Origin of the sequence: Pseudoclavibacter chungangensis, from assembly GCF_013410545.1 — a bacterium.
Taxonomy (GTDB): domain Bacteria; phylum Actinomycetota; class Actinomycetes; order Actinomycetales; family Microbacteriaceae; genus Pseudoclavibacter; species Pseudoclavibacter chungangensis.
In genome coordinates this window covers 1,870,149-1,886,085 of record NZ_JACCFV010000001.1, presented here as the reverse complement: position 1 = coordinate 1,886,085, position 15,937 = coordinate 1,870,149, and the positions used below count along the sequence as shown (strand labels likewise).

The 15,937-nt window shown below is 69.2% G+C and carries 15 protein-coding genes and 2 pseudogenes; 11 read left to right on the top strand and 6 right to left on the bottom strand.

Annotated elements, in window-relative coordinates; translation table 11 throughout:
- Positions 1-12 precede the first annotated feature (12 nt).
- The 4 genes from HNR16_RS08450 to HNR16_RS08435 are packed head-to-tail and all read left to right on the top strand — an operon-like array spanning position 13 to position 3,705.
- Positions 13-942, top strand: coding sequence for an ABC transporter ATP-binding protein (locus HNR16_RS08450; RefSeq protein WP_158042192.1), 930 nt, complete (start codon positions 13-15; stop codon positions 940-942).
- Positions 939-1,778 carry an ABC transporter permease gene (locus tag HNR16_RS08445; RefSeq protein WP_158042190.1) on the top strand — a complete coding sequence of 280 codons (840 nt, stop codon included), beginning with the start codon at positions 939-941 and terminating at the stop codon, positions 1,776-1,778. Before HNR16_RS08450 ends, HNR16_RS08445 begins: the two co-directional genes overlap by 4 nt.
- On the top strand, positions 1,775-3,043 hold the full coding sequence (locus tag HNR16_RS08440) for a sensor histidine kinase (RefSeq protein ID WP_158042189.1): 1,269 nt from the start codon (positions 1,775-1,777) through the stop codon (positions 3,041-3,043). The genes HNR16_RS08445 and HNR16_RS08440 overlap by 4 nt, the downstream gene beginning before the upstream one ends.
- Positions 3,040-3,705: a response regulator transcription factor gene (locus HNR16_RS08435; RefSeq protein WP_158042188.1), complete on the top strand. Its 666-nt coding sequence runs from the start codon at positions 3,040-3,042 to the stop codon at positions 3,703-3,705. Before HNR16_RS08440 ends, HNR16_RS08435 begins: the two co-directional genes overlap by 4 nt.
- A gap of 263 nt (positions 3,706-3,968) precedes the next feature.
- Here the strand turns inward: HNR16_RS08435 and HNR16_RS08430 are convergent.
- Positions 3,969-5,031 (bottom strand): annotated as a pseudogene (locus HNR16_RS08430) (IS110 family RNA-guided transposase).
- A gap of 298 nt (positions 5,032-5,329) precedes the next feature.
- Positions 5,330-5,707 (bottom strand): annotated as a pseudogene (locus tag HNR16_RS18195) (transposase); the annotation flags it as partial.
- Between the two features lie 176 nt (positions 5,708-5,883).
- Between HNR16_RS18195 and HNR16_RS08425 the strand changes: the two are divergent.
- Positions 5,884-6,156, top strand: a complete 273-nt coding sequence (locus HNR16_RS08425; protein WP_158042077.1) for a hypothetical protein — start codon at positions 5,884-5,886, stop codon at positions 6,154-6,156.
- A 449-nt stretch (positions 6,157-6,605) separates the two neighbouring features.
- On the opposite strand, the gene HNR16_RS08420 is transcribed toward HNR16_RS08425, so the two are convergent.
- Entirely contained in the window at positions 6,606-8,054 is a 1,449-nt protein-coding gene (locus HNR16_RS08420; protein WP_158042078.1) for a sugar porter family MFS transporter, read from the bottom strand.
- Between the two features lie 161 nt (positions 8,055-8,215).
- On the opposite strand from HNR16_RS08420, the gene HNR16_RS08415 reads away from it, so the two are divergent.
- From HNR16_RS08415 to HNR16_RS08395, 5 genes are all read left to right on the top strand, one after another.
- The gene (locus HNR16_RS08415; protein WP_158042079.1) at positions 8,216-9,229 is read left to right on the top strand and encodes a Gfo/Idh/MocA family oxidoreductase; all 1,014 of its coding nucleotides are present in this window, start codon (positions 8,216-8,218) and stop codon (positions 9,227-9,229) included.
- On the top strand, positions 9,226-10,050 hold the full coding sequence (locus tag HNR16_RS08410) for a TIM barrel protein (protein ID WP_158042080.1): 825 nt from the start codon (positions 9,226-9,228) through the stop codon (positions 10,048-10,050). The genes HNR16_RS08415 and HNR16_RS08410 overlap by 4 nt, the downstream gene beginning before the upstream one ends.
- The gene (locus tag HNR16_RS08405) at positions 10,047-11,117 is read left to right on the top strand and encodes a LacI family DNA-binding transcriptional regulator (RefSeq protein ID WP_158042081.1); all 1,071 of its coding nucleotides are present in this window, start codon (positions 10,047-10,049) and stop codon (positions 11,115-11,117) included. Before HNR16_RS08410 ends, HNR16_RS08405 begins: the two co-directional genes overlap by 4 nt.
- A 91-nt stretch (positions 11,118-11,208) precedes the next feature.
- Positions 11,209-11,757 (top strand): DnaJ family domain-containing protein, encoded by a 549-nt coding sequence (locus HNR16_RS08400; RefSeq protein WP_158042082.1) that lies wholly within the window; start codon positions 11,209-11,211, stop codon positions 11,755-11,757.
- Between the two features lie 44 nt (positions 11,758-11,801).
- Positions 11,802-11,951: a hypothetical protein gene (locus HNR16_RS08395; RefSeq protein WP_179558169.1), complete on the top strand. Its 150-nt coding sequence runs from the start codon at positions 11,802-11,804 to the stop codon at positions 11,949-11,951.
- A gap of 75 nt (positions 11,952-12,026) precedes the next feature.
- Here the strand turns inward: HNR16_RS08395 and gabT are convergent, their stop codons facing one another.
- Together gabT and HNR16_RS08385 are read right to left on the bottom strand one after the other, a co-directional pair.
- The gene (gene gabT, locus HNR16_RS08390) at positions 12,027-13,364 is read right to left on the bottom strand and encodes a 4-aminobutyrate--2-oxoglutarate transaminase (protein WP_158042083.1); all 1,338 of its coding nucleotides are present in this window, start codon (positions 13,362-13,364) and stop codon (positions 12,027-12,029) included.
- On the bottom strand, positions 13,361-14,755 hold the full coding sequence (locus tag HNR16_RS08385; protein ID WP_158042084.1) for an aminotransferase class I/II-fold pyridoxal phosphate-dependent enzyme: 1,395 nt from the start codon (positions 14,753-14,755) through the stop codon (positions 13,361-13,363). The genes gabT and HNR16_RS08385 overlap by 4 nt, the downstream gene beginning before the upstream one ends.
- 59 nt (positions 14,756-14,814) lie before the next feature.
- On the opposite strand from HNR16_RS08385, the gene HNR16_RS08380 reads away from it, so the two are divergent.
- A complete protein-coding gene (locus HNR16_RS08380) occupies positions 14,815-15,615 on the top strand; it encodes a YggS family pyridoxal phosphate-dependent enzyme (protein WP_158042085.1) in 801 nt (266 codons plus the stop codon).
- Positions 15,616-15,643: 28 nt separating this feature from the next.
- On the opposite strand, the gene HNR16_RS17840 is transcribed toward HNR16_RS08380, so the two are convergent.
- Positions 15,644-15,886, bottom strand: a complete 243-nt coding sequence (locus HNR16_RS17840; protein WP_218868413.1) for a hypothetical protein — start codon at positions 15,884-15,886, stop codon at positions 15,644-15,646.
- Between the last annotated feature and the right edge of the window lie 51 nt (positions 15,887-15,937).

Below are 15,937 nucleotides of genomic sequence, written 5' to 3'. Positions count from 1 at the left end.
AAAGGGGACCAGATGATCCGGGTGCAATCCCTGACGAAATGCTACCGACGCAAGATCGCCGTAGATGACATCGACTTCACTGTTGAGTCGGGCAAGGTGACCGGCTTCCTGGGGCCTAACGGTGCGGGGAAGACGACGACCATGCGAATGATCGTCGGCCTCGATGAGCCGAGCTCCGGAACCGCCGAAGTGCGTGGACGAAAGTACCGCGACCTCCAGTCACCGTTGCGCGAGGTCGGGGTGCTGCTCGACGCTCGCGCCGCCCTGAAAAGTCGATCAGCGTACAAGCACCTGCTTGCAATCGCCGCGACACACCGCATCGGCCCCGCACGCGTGCGCGAGGTGATGGGAATGACGGGCATCGAAGACGTCGCGAACAAGCGTGTCGGCGGCTTCTCTCTGGGCATGGGCCAACGGCTCGGCATTGCTGCGGCGTTGCTCGGCGATCCGGGGGTCATCATCCTCGATGAGCCGATCAATGGACTCGATCCCGATGGCGTTCTCTGGGTCCGTTCCTTCCTCCGGCAGCTCGCCGCAGAAGGCCGGACTGTCTTGTTGTCGTCGCACCTGATGAGCGAGATGGCGCAAACGGCCGATCAGCTGATCGTCATCGGGCGGGGCCGCATCCTCGCCGACGGCCCGCTGCAGGACGTGATGAGCAGCGCGACGACCACGGTAGTGCGCGTGCGCACCCATCGCGCTGAACACCTCGTAGCTGCACTTGCCCGTGACGGGGTGACCCTCACGTCCCAGCCGGATGGCGCCATCGATGTGAGCGGGATGACCTCGGAAGAGGTCGCGGATGCCGCGGCGTCTGAAGGGATCGTCTTGTATGAGGTCTCCACGCATGCTGGTTCGCTGGAACAGGCATACCTCGCTCTGACCGAAGGATCTGCCGAATACACAGCCGCGTCGATCGCCTCGAAGGAGGAAAACGCATGACCCCCCTGACCGTATCGAGACAGCGTTCAACAGCGTCGAGCGCGCCGCGGCTCGTCAACATCCTGCACTCGGAGTGGATCAAGCTGTCGACGATGACGTCCACGTGGATCTGTCTGGTCGGCATGCTCATTCTGGGGCTCGGCGCCGGAGTGTTTGCCGTCTCGAACACTCTCGTTTTTGCTGCCGGACACGGTTATGACCTTCAGCGCATCATGTACGACCTCACGCAGGTCGCCGGTGCGATGTGCCCGGTCTTTGCGGGCATCCTCGGAGTCATGTCCATGGGAGCGGAGTACTCCTCGGGGACGATACAGCCCACCATGCTGGCCGTCCCCGGTCGGCTGAAGGTGCTCTGGGCGAAAGCCCTGGTGCTGTTCACCGCGGTGTCGGTGGTGGCGGCCATTATGATTTTCGGCGCATGGGCCATCGCCAACCCCATGATCCGGGAAGCAGGCATGGATGTCTCTCTCGCTAGTGACGGCGTGCTCGGCTCATTGCTCGGCACGGTCCTCTACCTGGCGCTGACGGCCGTGTTCGGTCTCGGCGTCGCCGCCATCGTCCGATCGACGACCGCGGGGGCGATCATCATCTTCACACTGACCTTCCTTGGCCCTGGACTGTCGATGCTGCTTCCCGCCGGTCTGGCCTCGACCGTGCTGCGGATGCTGGTCATCGGAAACGGCGGGTACTCGATGGTACAGATGGCCATCCCCGATGCGCCGTTCGCAAATGGCCAGGGATATCTCAGCCCGGCCGCGGGAGCAGTGCTGGTGGTCGCCTGGGCGTTCGTCAGCCTGATCGGCGGAGCGATCGCCCTGCGGAAGCGAGATGTATGAGTCGGAAGGGGGTCGTAGAGGGCGACGCCGCAGCGCGAACGCACCGCTCGTGGCGTCCCGGGCCACGCGTCCTGGCCAAACACCTCGCGGTGCTCGGCGGCTATGGACTCTTCGTCGCGATCGGTGTTGCGTTGTCGACTTGTTCGGACTGGAGCGCACCGCTCGCACCCCTGCTCCTGCTCGCGGTCGCAGGGGCCCTGGTCATCGTGGCGCGGACGTCCTCCCCCACGTTCGCCGTCGCCGGGGGACTGCTACTGTTACCGTTCTCATTCTGGGTCGGCGCTGGCGCGGAGACTTTCGTCCTCGCAGTCGTGCTGTTTTCAGTGAGCATCCAATGCACGCTCCGGGACACGTGGAAGTGGTACCTCGCCGCGCTCGTTGCACTGGTGGTGGCCTCGTGCGTCTTCAGCTGGCGACTCAACGGTGGTGGCGCGCCCTTTCTTGGGACGGCACCCCGGACGGGAGAACAGGCACTGCTAAACGCAGCCAACCTGCTCGCTATCATCGGCATTCCGCTGCTCGTGCTGGTCCTGCTCGGGATAAACCTCGGGAGCCGGCGACGGTACGTCGCCGGACTCGTCGAACGCGCGGAGCATCTGAGACGGGAGCGTGACCAGCAGGCAACCATCGCACGAGCCGACGAGCGCGAGCGCGTAGCCCGCGAGATGCATGATGTGATCGCGCACAGCCTGGCTGTGATGATTGCGCTCGCGGACGGTGCGGACGCCTCGATCGAACGTCAGCCCGAAGAGGCGCAGAAGGCGATTCGCGGGGTAGGAGAGACCGGCCGTCGGACGCTGAGCGAGGTGCGCAGGCTTCTCAGCCGTGTTCGGAGCGACGAGCCCGGCGATCCCGAACTCGATCAGTCGCAGGTAGGGATCCCTGATCTGTCCGCCCTGGTCGACGAATTCCGCTCGGCTGGTCTGCCTGTGGTGTTCGAGGTGGGCGGAACGATCCCGAGCAACCCCGTGTACTTGTTCACCGTCTATCGCATTGTGCAGGAGTCTCTCACCAATGTTCTCCGGCACGGCAGAGGAGTGAGGAAAGTGCAAGTCTCCGTCGACTTCGTTCCGTCCGGCGCTGCGGTGATCGTCGAGGACTTGGCGGACGTGGTGAAGGCCCCATCGGAATCCGGACGCGGCTTGCTCGGTATCCGTGAGCGCGCCATGTTCTACGATGGCGAGGTGGTCGCGGGCCCGCGATCCGGAGGAGGCTGGCGCGTGGAGGCTCGACTACGCTTCGGAGACCACGGAGAAATCGCGTGACGGTGAGAACGACCGTGCTGCTCGTCGATGATCAGGAGCTCGTGCGGTACGGCTTACGGCTCGTTCTCGAAGCGCAGGATGACATGGCCGTGGTCGGTGAGGCCGCTGACGGTGAGGAAGCGATCCGGGCGGCCGTGCGGTTGAAGCCGGAGGTCGTACTCATGGATGTGCGGATGCCCGGGAAGGATGGCATCGCCGCGACACGTGAGATCGTTCGGAGACTGCCGGACACCCGAGTGCTCGTGCTTACCACCTACGATCTCGATGAGTCCGCGTTCGGAGCGTTGCAGGCTGGTGCTGCAGGGTTCCTGCTGAAGAACACCCGACCCGATGAAATGGTGTCCGCGATCCGCACCGTCGCGACCGGCGATGCGGTGGTGTCGCCTCGGATCACCTCGCGGCTCATCGAAGTGGCTGTCCCGCACCTCGTAGCGGGCAAGCCCGAACAGGCCGGACTGCCGGAGCTGTCGGAGCTGTCGGCCCGGGAACGCGAAGTGTTCGTTCTGGTCGGACGCGGCCTGACGAACACGGAGATTGCGGACACACTGCACCTGAGCGAGTCCACGGTGAAAGCGCATTTCGGACGCATCCTGACAAAACTGGAGCTGTCCAACCGCGTGCAGGCGGTCATCAAGGCATACGAGCTCGGTCTGGTCGGGTGAGTCAAGGCTGCGACGGACGTCGTCGGCTGCGACAAAAGACCCTGATGAGCTTCGAGAGAGCGCCACGAGGATGGCAGTGGACGCGCGGCTGGGCCCCGCGACGAGGTCGGGAGCCTTCCGGGCTCATCGCATTCCAGGGTGTAGGCGGGGTCTGAAGCCACCGGCCTCGAGCAGGGGCCCCGGCAATGTAGTGCGTGAGATGTCGGAAGCCGAGGGCGGATCCGTGGAGGTGTTCGACCCTGCCGTTGAATCTCCTATGTTTGTCAAGTCGTCGCAAGCTGGGCTCGGGCTGCGGTGTTGAGGCGTCGGTAGATCTCGCGGGCGAGGTATCGCTTGAGGCAGCGGCGGATCTCGCGCAGGGTGCGTCCCTCGGCGGTGCGGCGCTCGACGTAGGCGCGGGTTCTCGGGTCCATGCGCATGCGGGTCACGACGGCCATGTGGAGGGCGCGGTTCAAGCGTCGGTCACCGCCGCGGTTGATGCGGTGCCGGACGGTGTTGCCCGAGGATGCGGGGATCGGGCTGGCGCCGGCGAGACTGGCAAACGCGGCCTCGGACCTGATCCGGCCCAGGTGCGACCAGGAGGTCAACGCGACAGCGGCGGTCACCGGCCCGATCCCCGGCTGGTCCAGAAGCGTGCTGGCGGGGCTTCGGCGGACGAGGTCGGTGATCCGCTTGGTGATGTCCTTGAGCTCAGTGTCGAGCGTGGCGACGCGCTTGGCGAGACGGGTGGCTTCGCCTCGGGCTGTCGCGGTGGCGAGGTCTTCGTCGCGTGTTCGCCATGCGGCGATCGTGACGATCTGCGCCTGGGTGAGTGGCCGGCGGGCATCGATGCCGAGATCGACGACGCGCAGCAACGCCGTGAGCGCGTTAATCGTCGCAGTGCGCTCAGTGCTCATGTGGTCTCGGGAGGCCAGGAGCATCTTGACGGCGGCGCGGATACCGTCGTCAGCGCGTGGTTCGCGCAGCTGGCTGTCCTGGAGCGGGAGTGCTGCGGCAGCGATGCGGCGGGCGTCCAACGGGTCCGACTTGCCGATGCCGCGGTTGGCGCGGGCGTTCATGCGCGGGGCCTCGACGACCGTGTAGCCAGCATCCGATGCGGCGCGCGCCAGACGTGCCCCGTAGGTTCCGGTGCCCTCGATCGCCCAGAGCACGCCGACGCCACCACCGGTGCGTCGTCCGGCCCAGGACACTGCGCGTGACAGACCTGCTGTGGTGGCCGGGAACTGGGCTTCGTCGTGTTGGGCAGGCCAGGATCGAGACGGCGTGGTTGCGGGCGTGAGTATCCACGCCGATGACGAACGGACAGGTATGCGCGACGATAGCCATGGCGATCGACGCTCCTCTCTTCGAATGGACAGGGTCACGGTCACCGAGCGGCCGACGCCGATCCGGGAAGAGGTCACTCCGGGGCGAATCTGTGATGGGCCACGACCCGCAAGGTCGGGCAGTCTCCTGATGAGGTCACCGAGGTGGGCCGGACGGCGTCGACCGCGCCGACCGGAGCGGACAATTCAACGGAAAGACACCGCGAGCGGGCCAATTGCTTCGAGAGCCACACCCCGGCCGACACGACCGACATCCATCCTGACCAGCCAGTCCCAGACCAGCCGAACCCAGACTCACAGATTGCCTCGGTGGGGCCGTTGCTGGTGCCTTGCAGGTCGAAGAATGCCAGCACGTCGCTGGCTCGCTGACGCAGAGTTCGGCCGAGGCGGGGCAGTTCGTCGAGGCCTTCGGGATAGCCGTGCGGAGGACGTCGATGACGGCCTGCATCTCTGTCTTCCCGAGTGTGCGGTCCGGGTGGCGGTAGGCGGCGATCATGCGCTGGTAGTTGACCCAGGTCGCTTCCACCGCGATGTGTCGCTCGTCGGCGAACAGGACCTGGATCCGTTCGATCTGGCGGTCGGTGACTCGCGCTGCGCCGGTGTGAAGGGTGCGTCGGCAAGAGTAGAGCGGGGTCGCCAGCGCGGCCGCGGTGTCCGTGCAGGGACCCTGCAACACGCCCGGGCCTCACGAACGAGTCCGGCCGTCGCGATCTGTGCGTTGATCCACTTCGGCCATCGCTCGCACAGTGCGATGATGGTTGGGTGGCGCGGGGCCGCGGTGATGCTCGGCCCGAAGTCGACGCGACGTCCACATGCCAGCCGCCCTTGTCGTCAACGGAGAGGACCGAAACACGTGGGTATCTTCCGCCGCAAGCGCATCGAACCGGAACCCTTCGGTCCGACGCCGTTCATCGCTGAGGTGCTTCGGCGTCTCGGTGAGGAGTACGGGGGCTTCGATGTCGCCGAGCCGCTCTCGCCCGATCGAGGCGGGCCGGGGGGAGCGGTCACGATCCACATCGCGGGCGACGTCGATCCGGCTCGCGAGCCGTTCATGCAGGGGACGGGCACATCCGAACCGCTCGGGCCCTGGCCGACCACACGGAGGTCTACGACGGTGATCAGCTGATCGCGCGCTTCGACGACCTCACGAACGCCGACGTGTTCGGCGACCGGGTGTAGGCCTCCGACATCGTCGAGCGGTTCGGCTTGGTCGCTCCGGCCGACTCACCCGTCATCGGGGGACGACGACGCGCCGACCGTGCCCTGGTGCTACGCCGAGGACGCGGTTCAACTGCACCCTGGTGAGTTCGCCCGCGCCTCGTGACGGGTCAGCGACATTCCGGGCCAGATACGGGAGGTCCCGCCTGCCGCCGAGCGCTCGTGCCGGTGCTCGACGCCGAGGAGCCCGATGCGGGGGACCGGCACGTCGGTGGACAGCGGCCGGCTCTGAGCAACGGACGTCGCAGCAGGCCCCGCCGCAGACGCGAAGTGCCCGCGGGCAGGCAACGACTCTCGCGTCGAAGCCGCACCCGCGGGCAGCTCGACCGTTCGAGGCAACGGCCGAGCCCAACTCGCTCAGCGCCTCCTGCGGACCACGTGGATGGCGCCCGTGGTGACGCCGACCTCGAGTTTCTCGAGCGTCACGCCACGGGTCTCCGGCACCTGTGTGATCGTGAACAACAGCGCGACCGCGCCGATGCCCGCGAAGAGGAAGAACACGCCACTGATGCCCATCCCGGCGATGAGGCTCGGGAAGTAGAGGGCGAGGAAGCCGTTGGTCATCCACCCGAAGAACACCGAGACGCCGATGCCGAGGCCGCGCATGTGCAGCGGGAAGATCTCCGCCAGGTACACCCACACGGCGACGTTGAGGAACGTCTGCATCGATGCGACGAACGCGACGACGAGGATGAGGATCACGAACGGTCGGGCAGGGTTGCCGACCGGAAGGGCGAGCGACGCGGCACCGATCAGCAGATGGCACGTGGTCGTCAGCGTGAGGCCGATCGCGAACGTCTTGCGCCGGTCGACGCGGTCCATCATGTAGAGCGCGATGAAGCCACCGATGACGGCGACGACACCGGGTGCGATGTTCGCGATGAGTGCTGCCGACTCCTCGAATCCGGACTCGATGAGCACGACCTGCCCGTAGTACATGATCGAGTTGATGCCCGTGAGCTGCTGCATCATCGACACCCCGACACCGATGAGCAGGATCCGGATGAGCCACTTGTTCGTGAGCACCGCGGCGAGCCCGACCTTGGCCTCGCGCTGCTCCTCCTTCGCGACCTGCTCGACCTCGCCGAGTTCCGCGATCGCGCGCTCCTCGGATCGGACGGTCTTGAGGACGGCGAGTGCGTCCGCGTGGCGCCCCTTTTCGACGAGCCAGCGCGGCGACTCGGGCATGCGGAGCATCCCGAAGAAGAGGCAGATGGCCGGAATCGCGCAGACCGCGAACATGATGCGCCACACCCCGTCGAGGTGCCCGAGCGTGTTGCCGAGGATCGCGTTGATGACGAACGCCGACAGCTGACCGGTGACGATGGCGACCTCGTTGCGGCCCGTGATCGACCCGCGGATCTCGAACGGCGCGAGTTCGGCGAGGTAGACGGGCACGACCGTGGATGCGCCGCCGACGGCGAGGCCCAGCATCACACGTCCCGCGACGAGCAGCGCGAAGCCGGGGGAGGCCACGACGACGACCGTGCCGAGGAAGAAGAGCACCGCGAGGATGATGATCGTCCGACGACGCCCGATGGCATCGGAGATGCGCCCGCCGAAGAGCGCGCCCACGGCGGCGGCGAAGACGAGCGAACTCGTGACGACGCCCTCGGTGAAGGCGTCGAGCCCGATCTCCGCGGCCATCGGGCGCAGCGCCCCGTTGATGACGCCGGTGTCGTAACCGAACAGGAGCCCGCCGAAGCAGGCGACGATCGAGATGAGCCCGAGTCGCTTGCGGTACGGGCCGGGGGTGAGCTTGGGCAGGGCCGTCTCCGACGGCGTCGCCCCGTGTGTGGAAGTGATGAGAACTCCTTTGTCTCGGCGGATCCCGGCCCGTCACAGCGGCCGATTCGGTCACCTTATACGTACTAGACGACTCGCGCTACTACGTAATAGTCTCGTGGTGCTGGGCACACCCAGCAGCACGGTGTCGTGTCGGCACCGCCGTCCCCAGGAGATGCACCATGTCCACGTCCCCGCTCATCCGCCTCGCGCTCATCGGCGCCGGGCGCATCGGAAGCAACCACGCCGCGATCATCGCCCGCGACCTGCCGAACGCCGAGCTCGTCGCCGTCGCCGACCCCGTCGACGGGGCGGCGGCGACGCTCGCCGAATCGCTCGGCGTCGAGCACTCGTACACCGACGTCGCCGAACTCCTCGCGCGCCCGGACCTCGATGCGGTCGTCATCACGGCACCCGCCCGGTTCCACACCACGCTGGTCGAACAGGCCGCGGCGGCCGGAAAGGCTGTTTTCTGCGAGAAGCCGACCGGCGTCTCGCTCGAGGAGCTGCGCCGCGTCGAGGCGGCCGTCGAGCGGCACGGTGTGATCTTCCAGGTCGGATTCAACCGCCGATACGCGAACGGATTCCCCGAACTCCGCGCGGCCCTCGACGCCGGACGGCTCGGAACGCCGCAGTTGCTCCGCTCGGTGACCCGTGACCCCGGGCTCGCCGACCCCGCCGCGGTCCGGCCGTTCACGATCTTCCTCGAGACGCTCATCCATGACTTCGACACCCTGAACTTCTTCAATCCGGGTGCCCGTGCGACCTCGGTGTACGCGGTCGCGGACGCGCTCGTCGCCCCGGACTTCAAGGACACCGGCCTGCTCGACACCGCGGTCGTGACGATCCGATACGACAACGGCGCGATCGCGACGGCGGAGGCGAACTTCTCGGCCGCCTACGGCTACGACGCCCGAGCCGAGGTCTTCGGCAGTGCGGGGATGGCGACGGCCGGGGAGCTCGCCGCGTCGAGCCTCCGTCTCTACGGCACGTCGGGCGCGGCGTTCGATACGGTGCGCGCCGACACGCAGCTCATGCGCGCCGCCTACACGGCCGAGCTGCAAACGTTCGTCGACGCGGTCGCGGGTGACGAGAGCGCGCGACCCGGCACGGAAGCGGCCCTCGAAGCGATGGTCATCGCGCTCGCCTGCATCGAGTCGGTCACGAGCGGCGAGCCCGTCGAGGTTGTCCGATGAGCGGCGCCGGGAAGGGCACCGGGTCGCCCGCCGAACAGTCTCCGTTCGTGCTCGCGGCGTGCGCCGAGATGCTCTCCCTCGATCTGCCGTTCACGGAGCGCGTCCGCCGCATCGACGACGTCGGCTTCGAGGTGGAGATCTGGCGCTGGTGGGAGAAGGACCTCGACGCGCTCGCCGCGACGGGCGCGACGTTCGGCTCGATGTCGGGATACATCCGCGGCGAGCTCATCGATCCGGACGGTGCCGACGAGATCGTCGCCACCGCACGCGAGTCGCTCGACGCCGCGCAGGTGCTCGACGTGCCGCGCCTCGTGATCCACGGAACGGGCCTCGACGACAACGGCCTCCCCGTGCGGCCGACCCCGAACCCGACCCCGGCCGACTGGCTCGCGGCGCTGCGCACGCTCGAGCGGCTCGCCGCGCTCGGTACGGAGTACGACAAGGTCTTCACGTTGGAGAACCTCAACCACGCCGTCGACCACCCCGGCGTGCCGTTCAATCGGGCGAGCGACACGATTGCCCTGGTCGCGGCGGTCGACAGCCCGCATCTTCGCCTGAACCTCGACCTCTACCACGCGCAGATCGGCGAGGGTGACCTGGTCGACCTGTGCGGCCGGGCGTTTCCGTACATCGGCGAGGTCCAGGTGGCGGACGTCCCCGGCCGCTGCGAACCGGGCACGGGGGAGATCCACTACCCGCGGGTCGCTCGCGCGCTCGACGAGCTCGGTTACCGGGGAGTCGTCGCGATGGAGGCCTATGCCGCCGATGATGCCGACCTCGCGCTCCGCCGCTTCCGGGAGGCCTTTAGCATCGGAGCATGAGCGACGCCGACGCACGAGACGCACACGATGCCCCCGGCCCCGCGAGACCGGGGAACGGCAAACGCGTCACGATGCGCGACGTCGCCGAAGCGGCCGGGGTCTCGCAGCCACTCGTCTCGATCGTCATGCGGGAGGCGCCGGGCGCGGGAGCAGAGACGCGGGCGCGCGTGCTCCAGGCAGCCGCTCGCCTCGGCTACCGACGGGACGAGCGAGCCCGGATGCTCCGGCAGGGCCGCTCGCTCCTCATCGGCATCGTCTTCCACGCGGCTCAGCCGTTCCACGGTGAGCTCATCGACGAGTTGCAGCTCGCCGCCCGCGGGGCGGGCTACAACGTGTCGCTCGCGGCCGTGACGAGACATCGTGGCGAGGCGGACGCGATCGATGCGCTCCTCGGGGAGCGGGTGGAGGGCCTCGTGCTGCTCGGCGCGACGCTGCCGCAGGACGCCGTCGACCGCATCGCGGGCGAGGTGGCCGTCGTCACTGTGGCCAGTCAGTACGGCTCCACGTGGTTCGACAGCGTCTCGATGGACGACGCTCGAGGCACGGAGCTCGCCGTCAGGCACCTGCGTGCGGGCGGGCACACGCGCATCCTCTACCTCGGCGCTCCGGGCGTCTCGGGGGACGCGACGAGGCGAGCGACGTTCCTCCGCTGTGCGTCGGAGGAGGGGCTGGACGACGAGGTCGCCGTCCTCCCGGGCGGCGCCTCGGAGGCCGACGGCGCGCGCGGTATCGAGGCGGCACTGCGAAGCCACCCCGACGCGACCGCGGTCATCGCCTTCAACGATCGAAGCGCCCAGGGCATCGTCGCTCAGGCGCGCCTCCTCGGGAAGCGAGTCCCCGAAGACCTCGCGGTCGTCGGCTTCGACGATTCCGAGCAGGCCGAGCTGCCGTACCTGCAACTCACGAGCCTGGCGCAGGACCCCGCGCAGCTCGCATCGGCTGCCGTCGAGATGGTGGTTCGGCGGGCGGAGGCGCGCGCCGAGGGGTCACCTCCGCTACCCGGCGAACACCGCATCCTGCCGACGGAACTCGTCGTTCGGCGCAGCAGCGGTGGGCGCACCGCGTAGCGCACGGCATCGGACGTCCACCGCGGACTCCGGGCGGGTGCGCGGGGTCCCGCAATACACTGGACACACGCAACCGCGACCAGGAACGGCCATGACCGAGCACGAATCGTCCAGTGGGTTCGTCGACCCCGCTGCCTTCCCGTGTGATGTCGACCTCGCCGTCGCGCTCATCGCCGACCGCCAGATCCGTGCGGCGATCGAGCGCGGGGCGTTCGACGACCTGCCGGGCGCGGGCAAGCCCCTCGACCTCGACGACCACCTCGATCCCGACTGGTGGCTCAAGGGCCTCGTCAAGCGCGAGCAACTCGCCATGCTGCCACCCTCGATCGAGCTCCGCCGGGACGACGCGGCCCTCGACGAGCGGCTCGATACGCTCACGAACGAGAAGGCCGTCCGCCACGAGATCGCGGAGTTCAACACCCGCGTCGTCCGGGCGCGCTTCCAACCACCAGCCGGGCCGCCGCTCGTCACCATGCCGCGCGACACCGAGGCGACCGTCGCGGCATGGGCCGAACGACGGGCCGCTCGCGCCGAGGAAGCACGGCGTCGGGCGGACGAGGCCGCACGGGCGACCGAACGTCGTCGCCGTTGGCCGCGATTCCGCGCCCGGCGACGAGCCACGGACGCGCCGGAGACCTGATCTCGCACCCGACACGAGGCGGCGTCACGGCCGAGCGCGAGCTCATGGACACGGTCGCGCACGCCCTGCTCGCGGTCGCGACGCGGAGCGCGGAGGCGGGGGCCTGCAGCGACGACGAGCCGGACGAACTCGGCACCTTCCTCGCGCAGCGCCTCGCGCCGTTCGTCGAGCACCTGCGAGCGATGCTGCCCTGAGCGGCGTGGTCACCCGCGATGTGTGCGACCGCCCGAGCGGCCCGCGACCGCCGGTCACGGGCCGCTCGCGTGCGATCAGCGTGCCGCGAGCGCGTCGTCGACGACGCCGAGTGTGAACGCGATCTGTTCGTCCGTGACCTCGAGTGAGGGGAGGAAGCGGATCACGTTGCCGTCGCTGCCCGCCGTCAGGAGCAGGATCCCGCGCTGCGCGGCGAACGCGGCGATCTCGTTCGCGAGTCCGGCGAGCGGCGCGGTCGTGCCCGGTTCGGTGAGCTCGAACGCGATCATCGCGCCGTGGCCGCGCACCTCGCCGATGACGTCGTGCCTCGCCGCGAGCGCGCGCAGCCCCGTCGTGAGCGCGTGCTCGATGCGCGCCGCCTCGACGAACGGCGCACCCGTCTCGAGCAGGTCGAACACGGCGTGAGCGGCGGCGATCGACACCGGATTGCCGCCGAACGTCCCGCCGAGTCCGCCCGGGAGCGCGGCGTCCATGATCTCCGCCCGTCCCGTGATCCCCGCGAGCGGGAGTCCGTCGGCGATGCCCTTCGCGGTGAGCACGAGATCGGGCACGAGGTCGAACAGCTCGCTCGCGAACCACGTGCCGGTGCGGCCGAGACCGGCCTGGATCTCGTCCGCGACGAAGACGACGCCGTTCGCGCTCGCCCACGCCTGCAGTGCAGGCAGGTAGCCGTCCGCGGGGACGACGAATCCGCCCTCGCCCTGGATCGGCTCGGCGACGATCGCCGCGAGGTCCGTGACCCCGATGCGCTGCTCGAGGTGGGCGATCGTACGGGCCGCGGCCTCCGCGCCCGTGAGCCCGTCGCGGAACGGGTACGAGTTCGGCACGCGATGGATGCCCGGCGCGAACGGACCGAAGCCCGTCCCGTACGGCGCCGCGCGGTGGTTCATCGCGATCGTCAGGTTCGTGCGGCCGTGGAACGCGTGGTCGAGCGATGCGACCGCGTACCGGCCGGTGTGGGCGCGGGCGATCTTGACGGCGTTCTCGACGGCCTCGGCGCCCGAGTTCACGAAGAAGCTCTTCTTCGCGTGGGACCCCGGCGTACGGGCCGCGAGCCGTTCGGCGAGGCGGACGTAGTTCTCGTACGGCGTGACCGTGAACAGCGTATGGGCGAAGCGTTCGAGCTGTTCCTGCGCGGCTGCGACGACGGTCGGCTGCGAGTGCCCGAGCGTCGTCACGCCGATCCCGGCACCGAGGTCGAGCAGTCGGTTCCCGTCCACGTCGACGACCCACGGGCCCTCCGCGCGATCGACGTACACGGGCAGCACGGCGCCCACCCCGCGCGGAACGGCCGCCGTCCGACGCGCATTGATCTCGCGGCTCCGCGGGCCGGGGATCTCAGTGACGAGCTGCGGGGCCGACGGTGCCGCCCCGGTCGTGATGGTCGAGCTCATGGTGCATCCTCTCCTCGTGTACCGGACTCGTGGACGTCCGGTGATCGGTGTGTGGTGCCCGCGCTCGGCGAGAGACCGTTCGCGGCCGCCTCACGCGCCGCGATCAGGTCCTCGACGAGCGTCTCCTGCTCGGCGTCGGTCAGGTCGTGCACCGTGAAGCGCAAACGTGTCGATGCCTCGTCGCCGAGCGTGAACATGCCGCCCTCGCGCACGAGCCAGCCGCGATCGGCGAGTCCGTCGGCGACCTCGGTGGCGTCGGTCGCGACGTCGACCCAGACGTTCAGCCCGTCCCGACTCGCGGTCGGGACGCCGACGAGGCGCAGTCGTTCGACGAACGCGAGATTCCGCTTCGCATAGTGCGCACGAGCCTGCCGCACGCGCGCGAGCACCGACGCATCGCTGACGAGCGCGTGCACCGTGCGCTGCAGGAGGTGACTCACCCAGGTCGCGCCCGAGCCCGTCCGGAGCGCGAGCCTGCGCGCCGTGTCGTCGTCGGTCGCGACGAGCGCGAGGCGCAGGTCGGGCCCGAGGAACTTCGACACCGAGCGCACGAGCGCCCATCGCCGGTGCTCCGGTGGAACGATCGACACGGGGGTCGACGTCGACAGGAGCGAGAAGTGGTCGTCCTCGACGACGAGCACGTTCGGATACCCCTCGAGCGTGGCCCGGAGTTCGGCGGCCCGCTCCGGGCTCACGCTCACGCCCGTCGGATTGTGGGCGCGCGGCGTGCAGACGACCGCGCGCGCCCCCTGCTCGAGTGCCGCACGCAGGCCGTCGGGGGTCATGCCGTCCGCATCCACCGGCACGGGAATCGTCCGGTATCCCGCGACGCGAGTCGTGTTGATGCTCGTGAGGTAGCAGGGGTCCTCGAGTGCGACCGCGTCACCGACCGCGAGGGCGCCGGCGAGGAGTCGTTCGACCGCGTCGACCGCACCGGACGTCACCGAGAGGGAGAACGGCCGGGCTCGGTCCGCACGGATCCACTCGGTCGCCCACGCCGCGAGCGCCGGATCGATCGGCGTCTCCCCATAGAGGCGCGGGGGCGCGGCCGGCAGCGACACGTCCGCCGGGTTCGGCAGGAGCGCCGCATCGGGGTTCCCGCTGCCCACGTCCCGCAGGGTCGTGCCGAGGAGGAACCCCTCCTCGGTGCCGAGGTGCGGGCCGAGCACGATCGTGCCCCCGCGTCCCCGCGTCTCGACCGCGCCCGCGACGGCGAGCTGCCGGTACGCGGCGATCGTCGTGTTCCGATTGACGCCGAGGTGCTCAGCGAGGCGTCGGTACGGGGGGAGTGCGTCGCCGGGCGCGAGCTCGCCCGAGTCGATGAGCCCCCGCACGCTCTCCGCGATCTCCTGGGCACTGTCGCCTGCGATGCGATCCGGTGAGACGTCCATTCCGTGCCCTCTCGTCGGCGACCGTGGTGCGCTGTCACGGCAATGGTAAACTTTGGCCTATGTCAAAGCAATCTGCGGATGGGGTCCCCGTGCAGGACTACCCGACGGCGACGACGGTGTCGGAGTTCGAGCACAACCTGGGGCAGGTGCGGGCGAACATCGCGGCCGCGGCGGCTCGGGCGGGGCGCGATCCGTCGGATGTGCGCCTGCTGCCCGTGAGCAAGACGGTGCCGGAGGAGCGCATCCGGCTCGCCGTTGCCGCGGGGTGTCACGAGCTCGGCGAGAACAAGGTGCAGGAAGCCAAGCGAAAGGCCGAGGAGCTCGCGGATCTCGGCGTCGCCTGGTCGGTCATCGGCCATCTCCAGACCAACAAGGCGCGCGATGTGGCCGCCTTCGCCGCCGAGTTCCAGGCGCTCGACAGCGCACGTGTCGCGGCGGCGCTCGACCGCCGCTTGCAGGCTGCGGGCCGGTCGCTCGACGTGTACGTCCAGGTCAACACCTCGGCCGAACCGCAGAAGTACGGGCTGGCACCCGAGGAGGTCGAGGCGTTCCTCCGTGAGCTGCCGAACTACGCCGCGCTCAGGGTGCGCGGGCTCATGACGCTCGCGATCTTCAGTCGCGACGTCCCGGCCGTCCGTGCCTGCTTCACGCGACTGCGGGATCTGCGCGACCGCATCCGCGACACGGATCCGGAGCTCGTCGGCGACGGCGGACTGTCGATGGGCATGTCCGGCGACTACGAGGTGGCGGTCGAGGAGGGGGCGACGTGCGTGCGCGTCGGCCAGGCCGTCTTCGGCGCCCGCGCGACCGCCGACGGCGACTACTGGCCGGGCGCCGCGGGTATCGCCGACGGCGCCTGATCGCACTGTCCCGTCGCGCGCACATCCGTCACGCGAACAGGGCGACGAGCGCCCCCAGCACGACGACCGCGACGAGCACCGCACCGAGGAGCACGCGCGGGGCCCAGGCGGGCAGGCGCTCACCGGCCGGCAGGGCGACGCCGACCGCGAGCGCGACACGTGGCGGTGAGGCGAGCATCGCGTACGACCCCGCGACGTTCTGGCCGGCGACCGCGACGAGTGCGTTCGCGCCGAGCCCGCTCGCGGCCGAGGCCGTCGCGGCGGAGAACATCGCCGCCTCGAGCCCGTGACGTAGCCGCCGAGTGCACCGACGAGGGGGATC

Coding starts and splice junctions, on each gene's coding strand:
- HNR16_RS08450 (WP_158042192.1), top strand. CDS start 13: ATGATCCGGGTGCAATCCCTGACGAAATGCTACCGACGCAAGATCGCC.
- HNR16_RS08445 (WP_158042190.1), top strand. CDS start 939: ATGACCCCCCTGACCGTATCGAGACAGCGTTCAACAGCGTCGAGCGCG.
- HNR16_RS08440 (WP_158042189.1), top strand. CDS start 1,775: ATGAGTCGGAAGGGGGTCGTAGAGGGCGACGCCGCAGCGCGAACGCAC.
- HNR16_RS08415 (WP_158042079.1), top strand. CDS start 8,216: ATGTCCACGTCCCCGCTCATCCGCCTCGCGCTCATCGGCGCCGGGCGC.
- HNR16_RS08410 (WP_158042080.1), top strand. CDS start 9,226: ATGAGCGGCGCCGGGAAGGGCACCGGGTCGCCCGCCGAACAGTCTCCG.
- HNR16_RS08405 (WP_158042081.1), top strand. CDS start 10,047: ATGAGCGACGCCGACGCACGAGACGCACACGATGCCCCCGGCCCCGCG.
- HNR16_RS08400 (WP_158042082.1), top strand. CDS start 11,209: ATGACCGAGCACGAATCGTCCAGTGGGTTCGTCGACCCCGCTGCCTTC.
- HNR16_RS08395 (WP_179558169.1), top strand. CDS start 11,802: ATGGACACGGTCGCGCACGCCCTGCTCGCGGTCGCGACGCGGAGCGCG.
- gabT (WP_158042083.1), bottom strand. CDS start 13,364: ATGAGCTCGACCATCACGACCGGGGCGGCACCGTCGGCCCCGCAGCTC.
- HNR16_RS08385 (WP_158042084.1), bottom strand. CDS start 14,755: ATGGACGTCTCACCGGATCGCATCGCAGGCGACAGTGCCCAGGAGATC.
- HNR16_RS08380 (WP_158042085.1), top strand. CDS start 14,815: ATGTCAAAGCAATCTGCGGATGGGGTCCCCGTGCAGGACTACCCGACG.
- HNR16_RS17840 (WP_218868413.1), bottom strand. CDS start 15,886: ATGTTCTCCGCCGCGACGGCCTCGGCCGCGAGCGGGCTCGGCGCGAAC.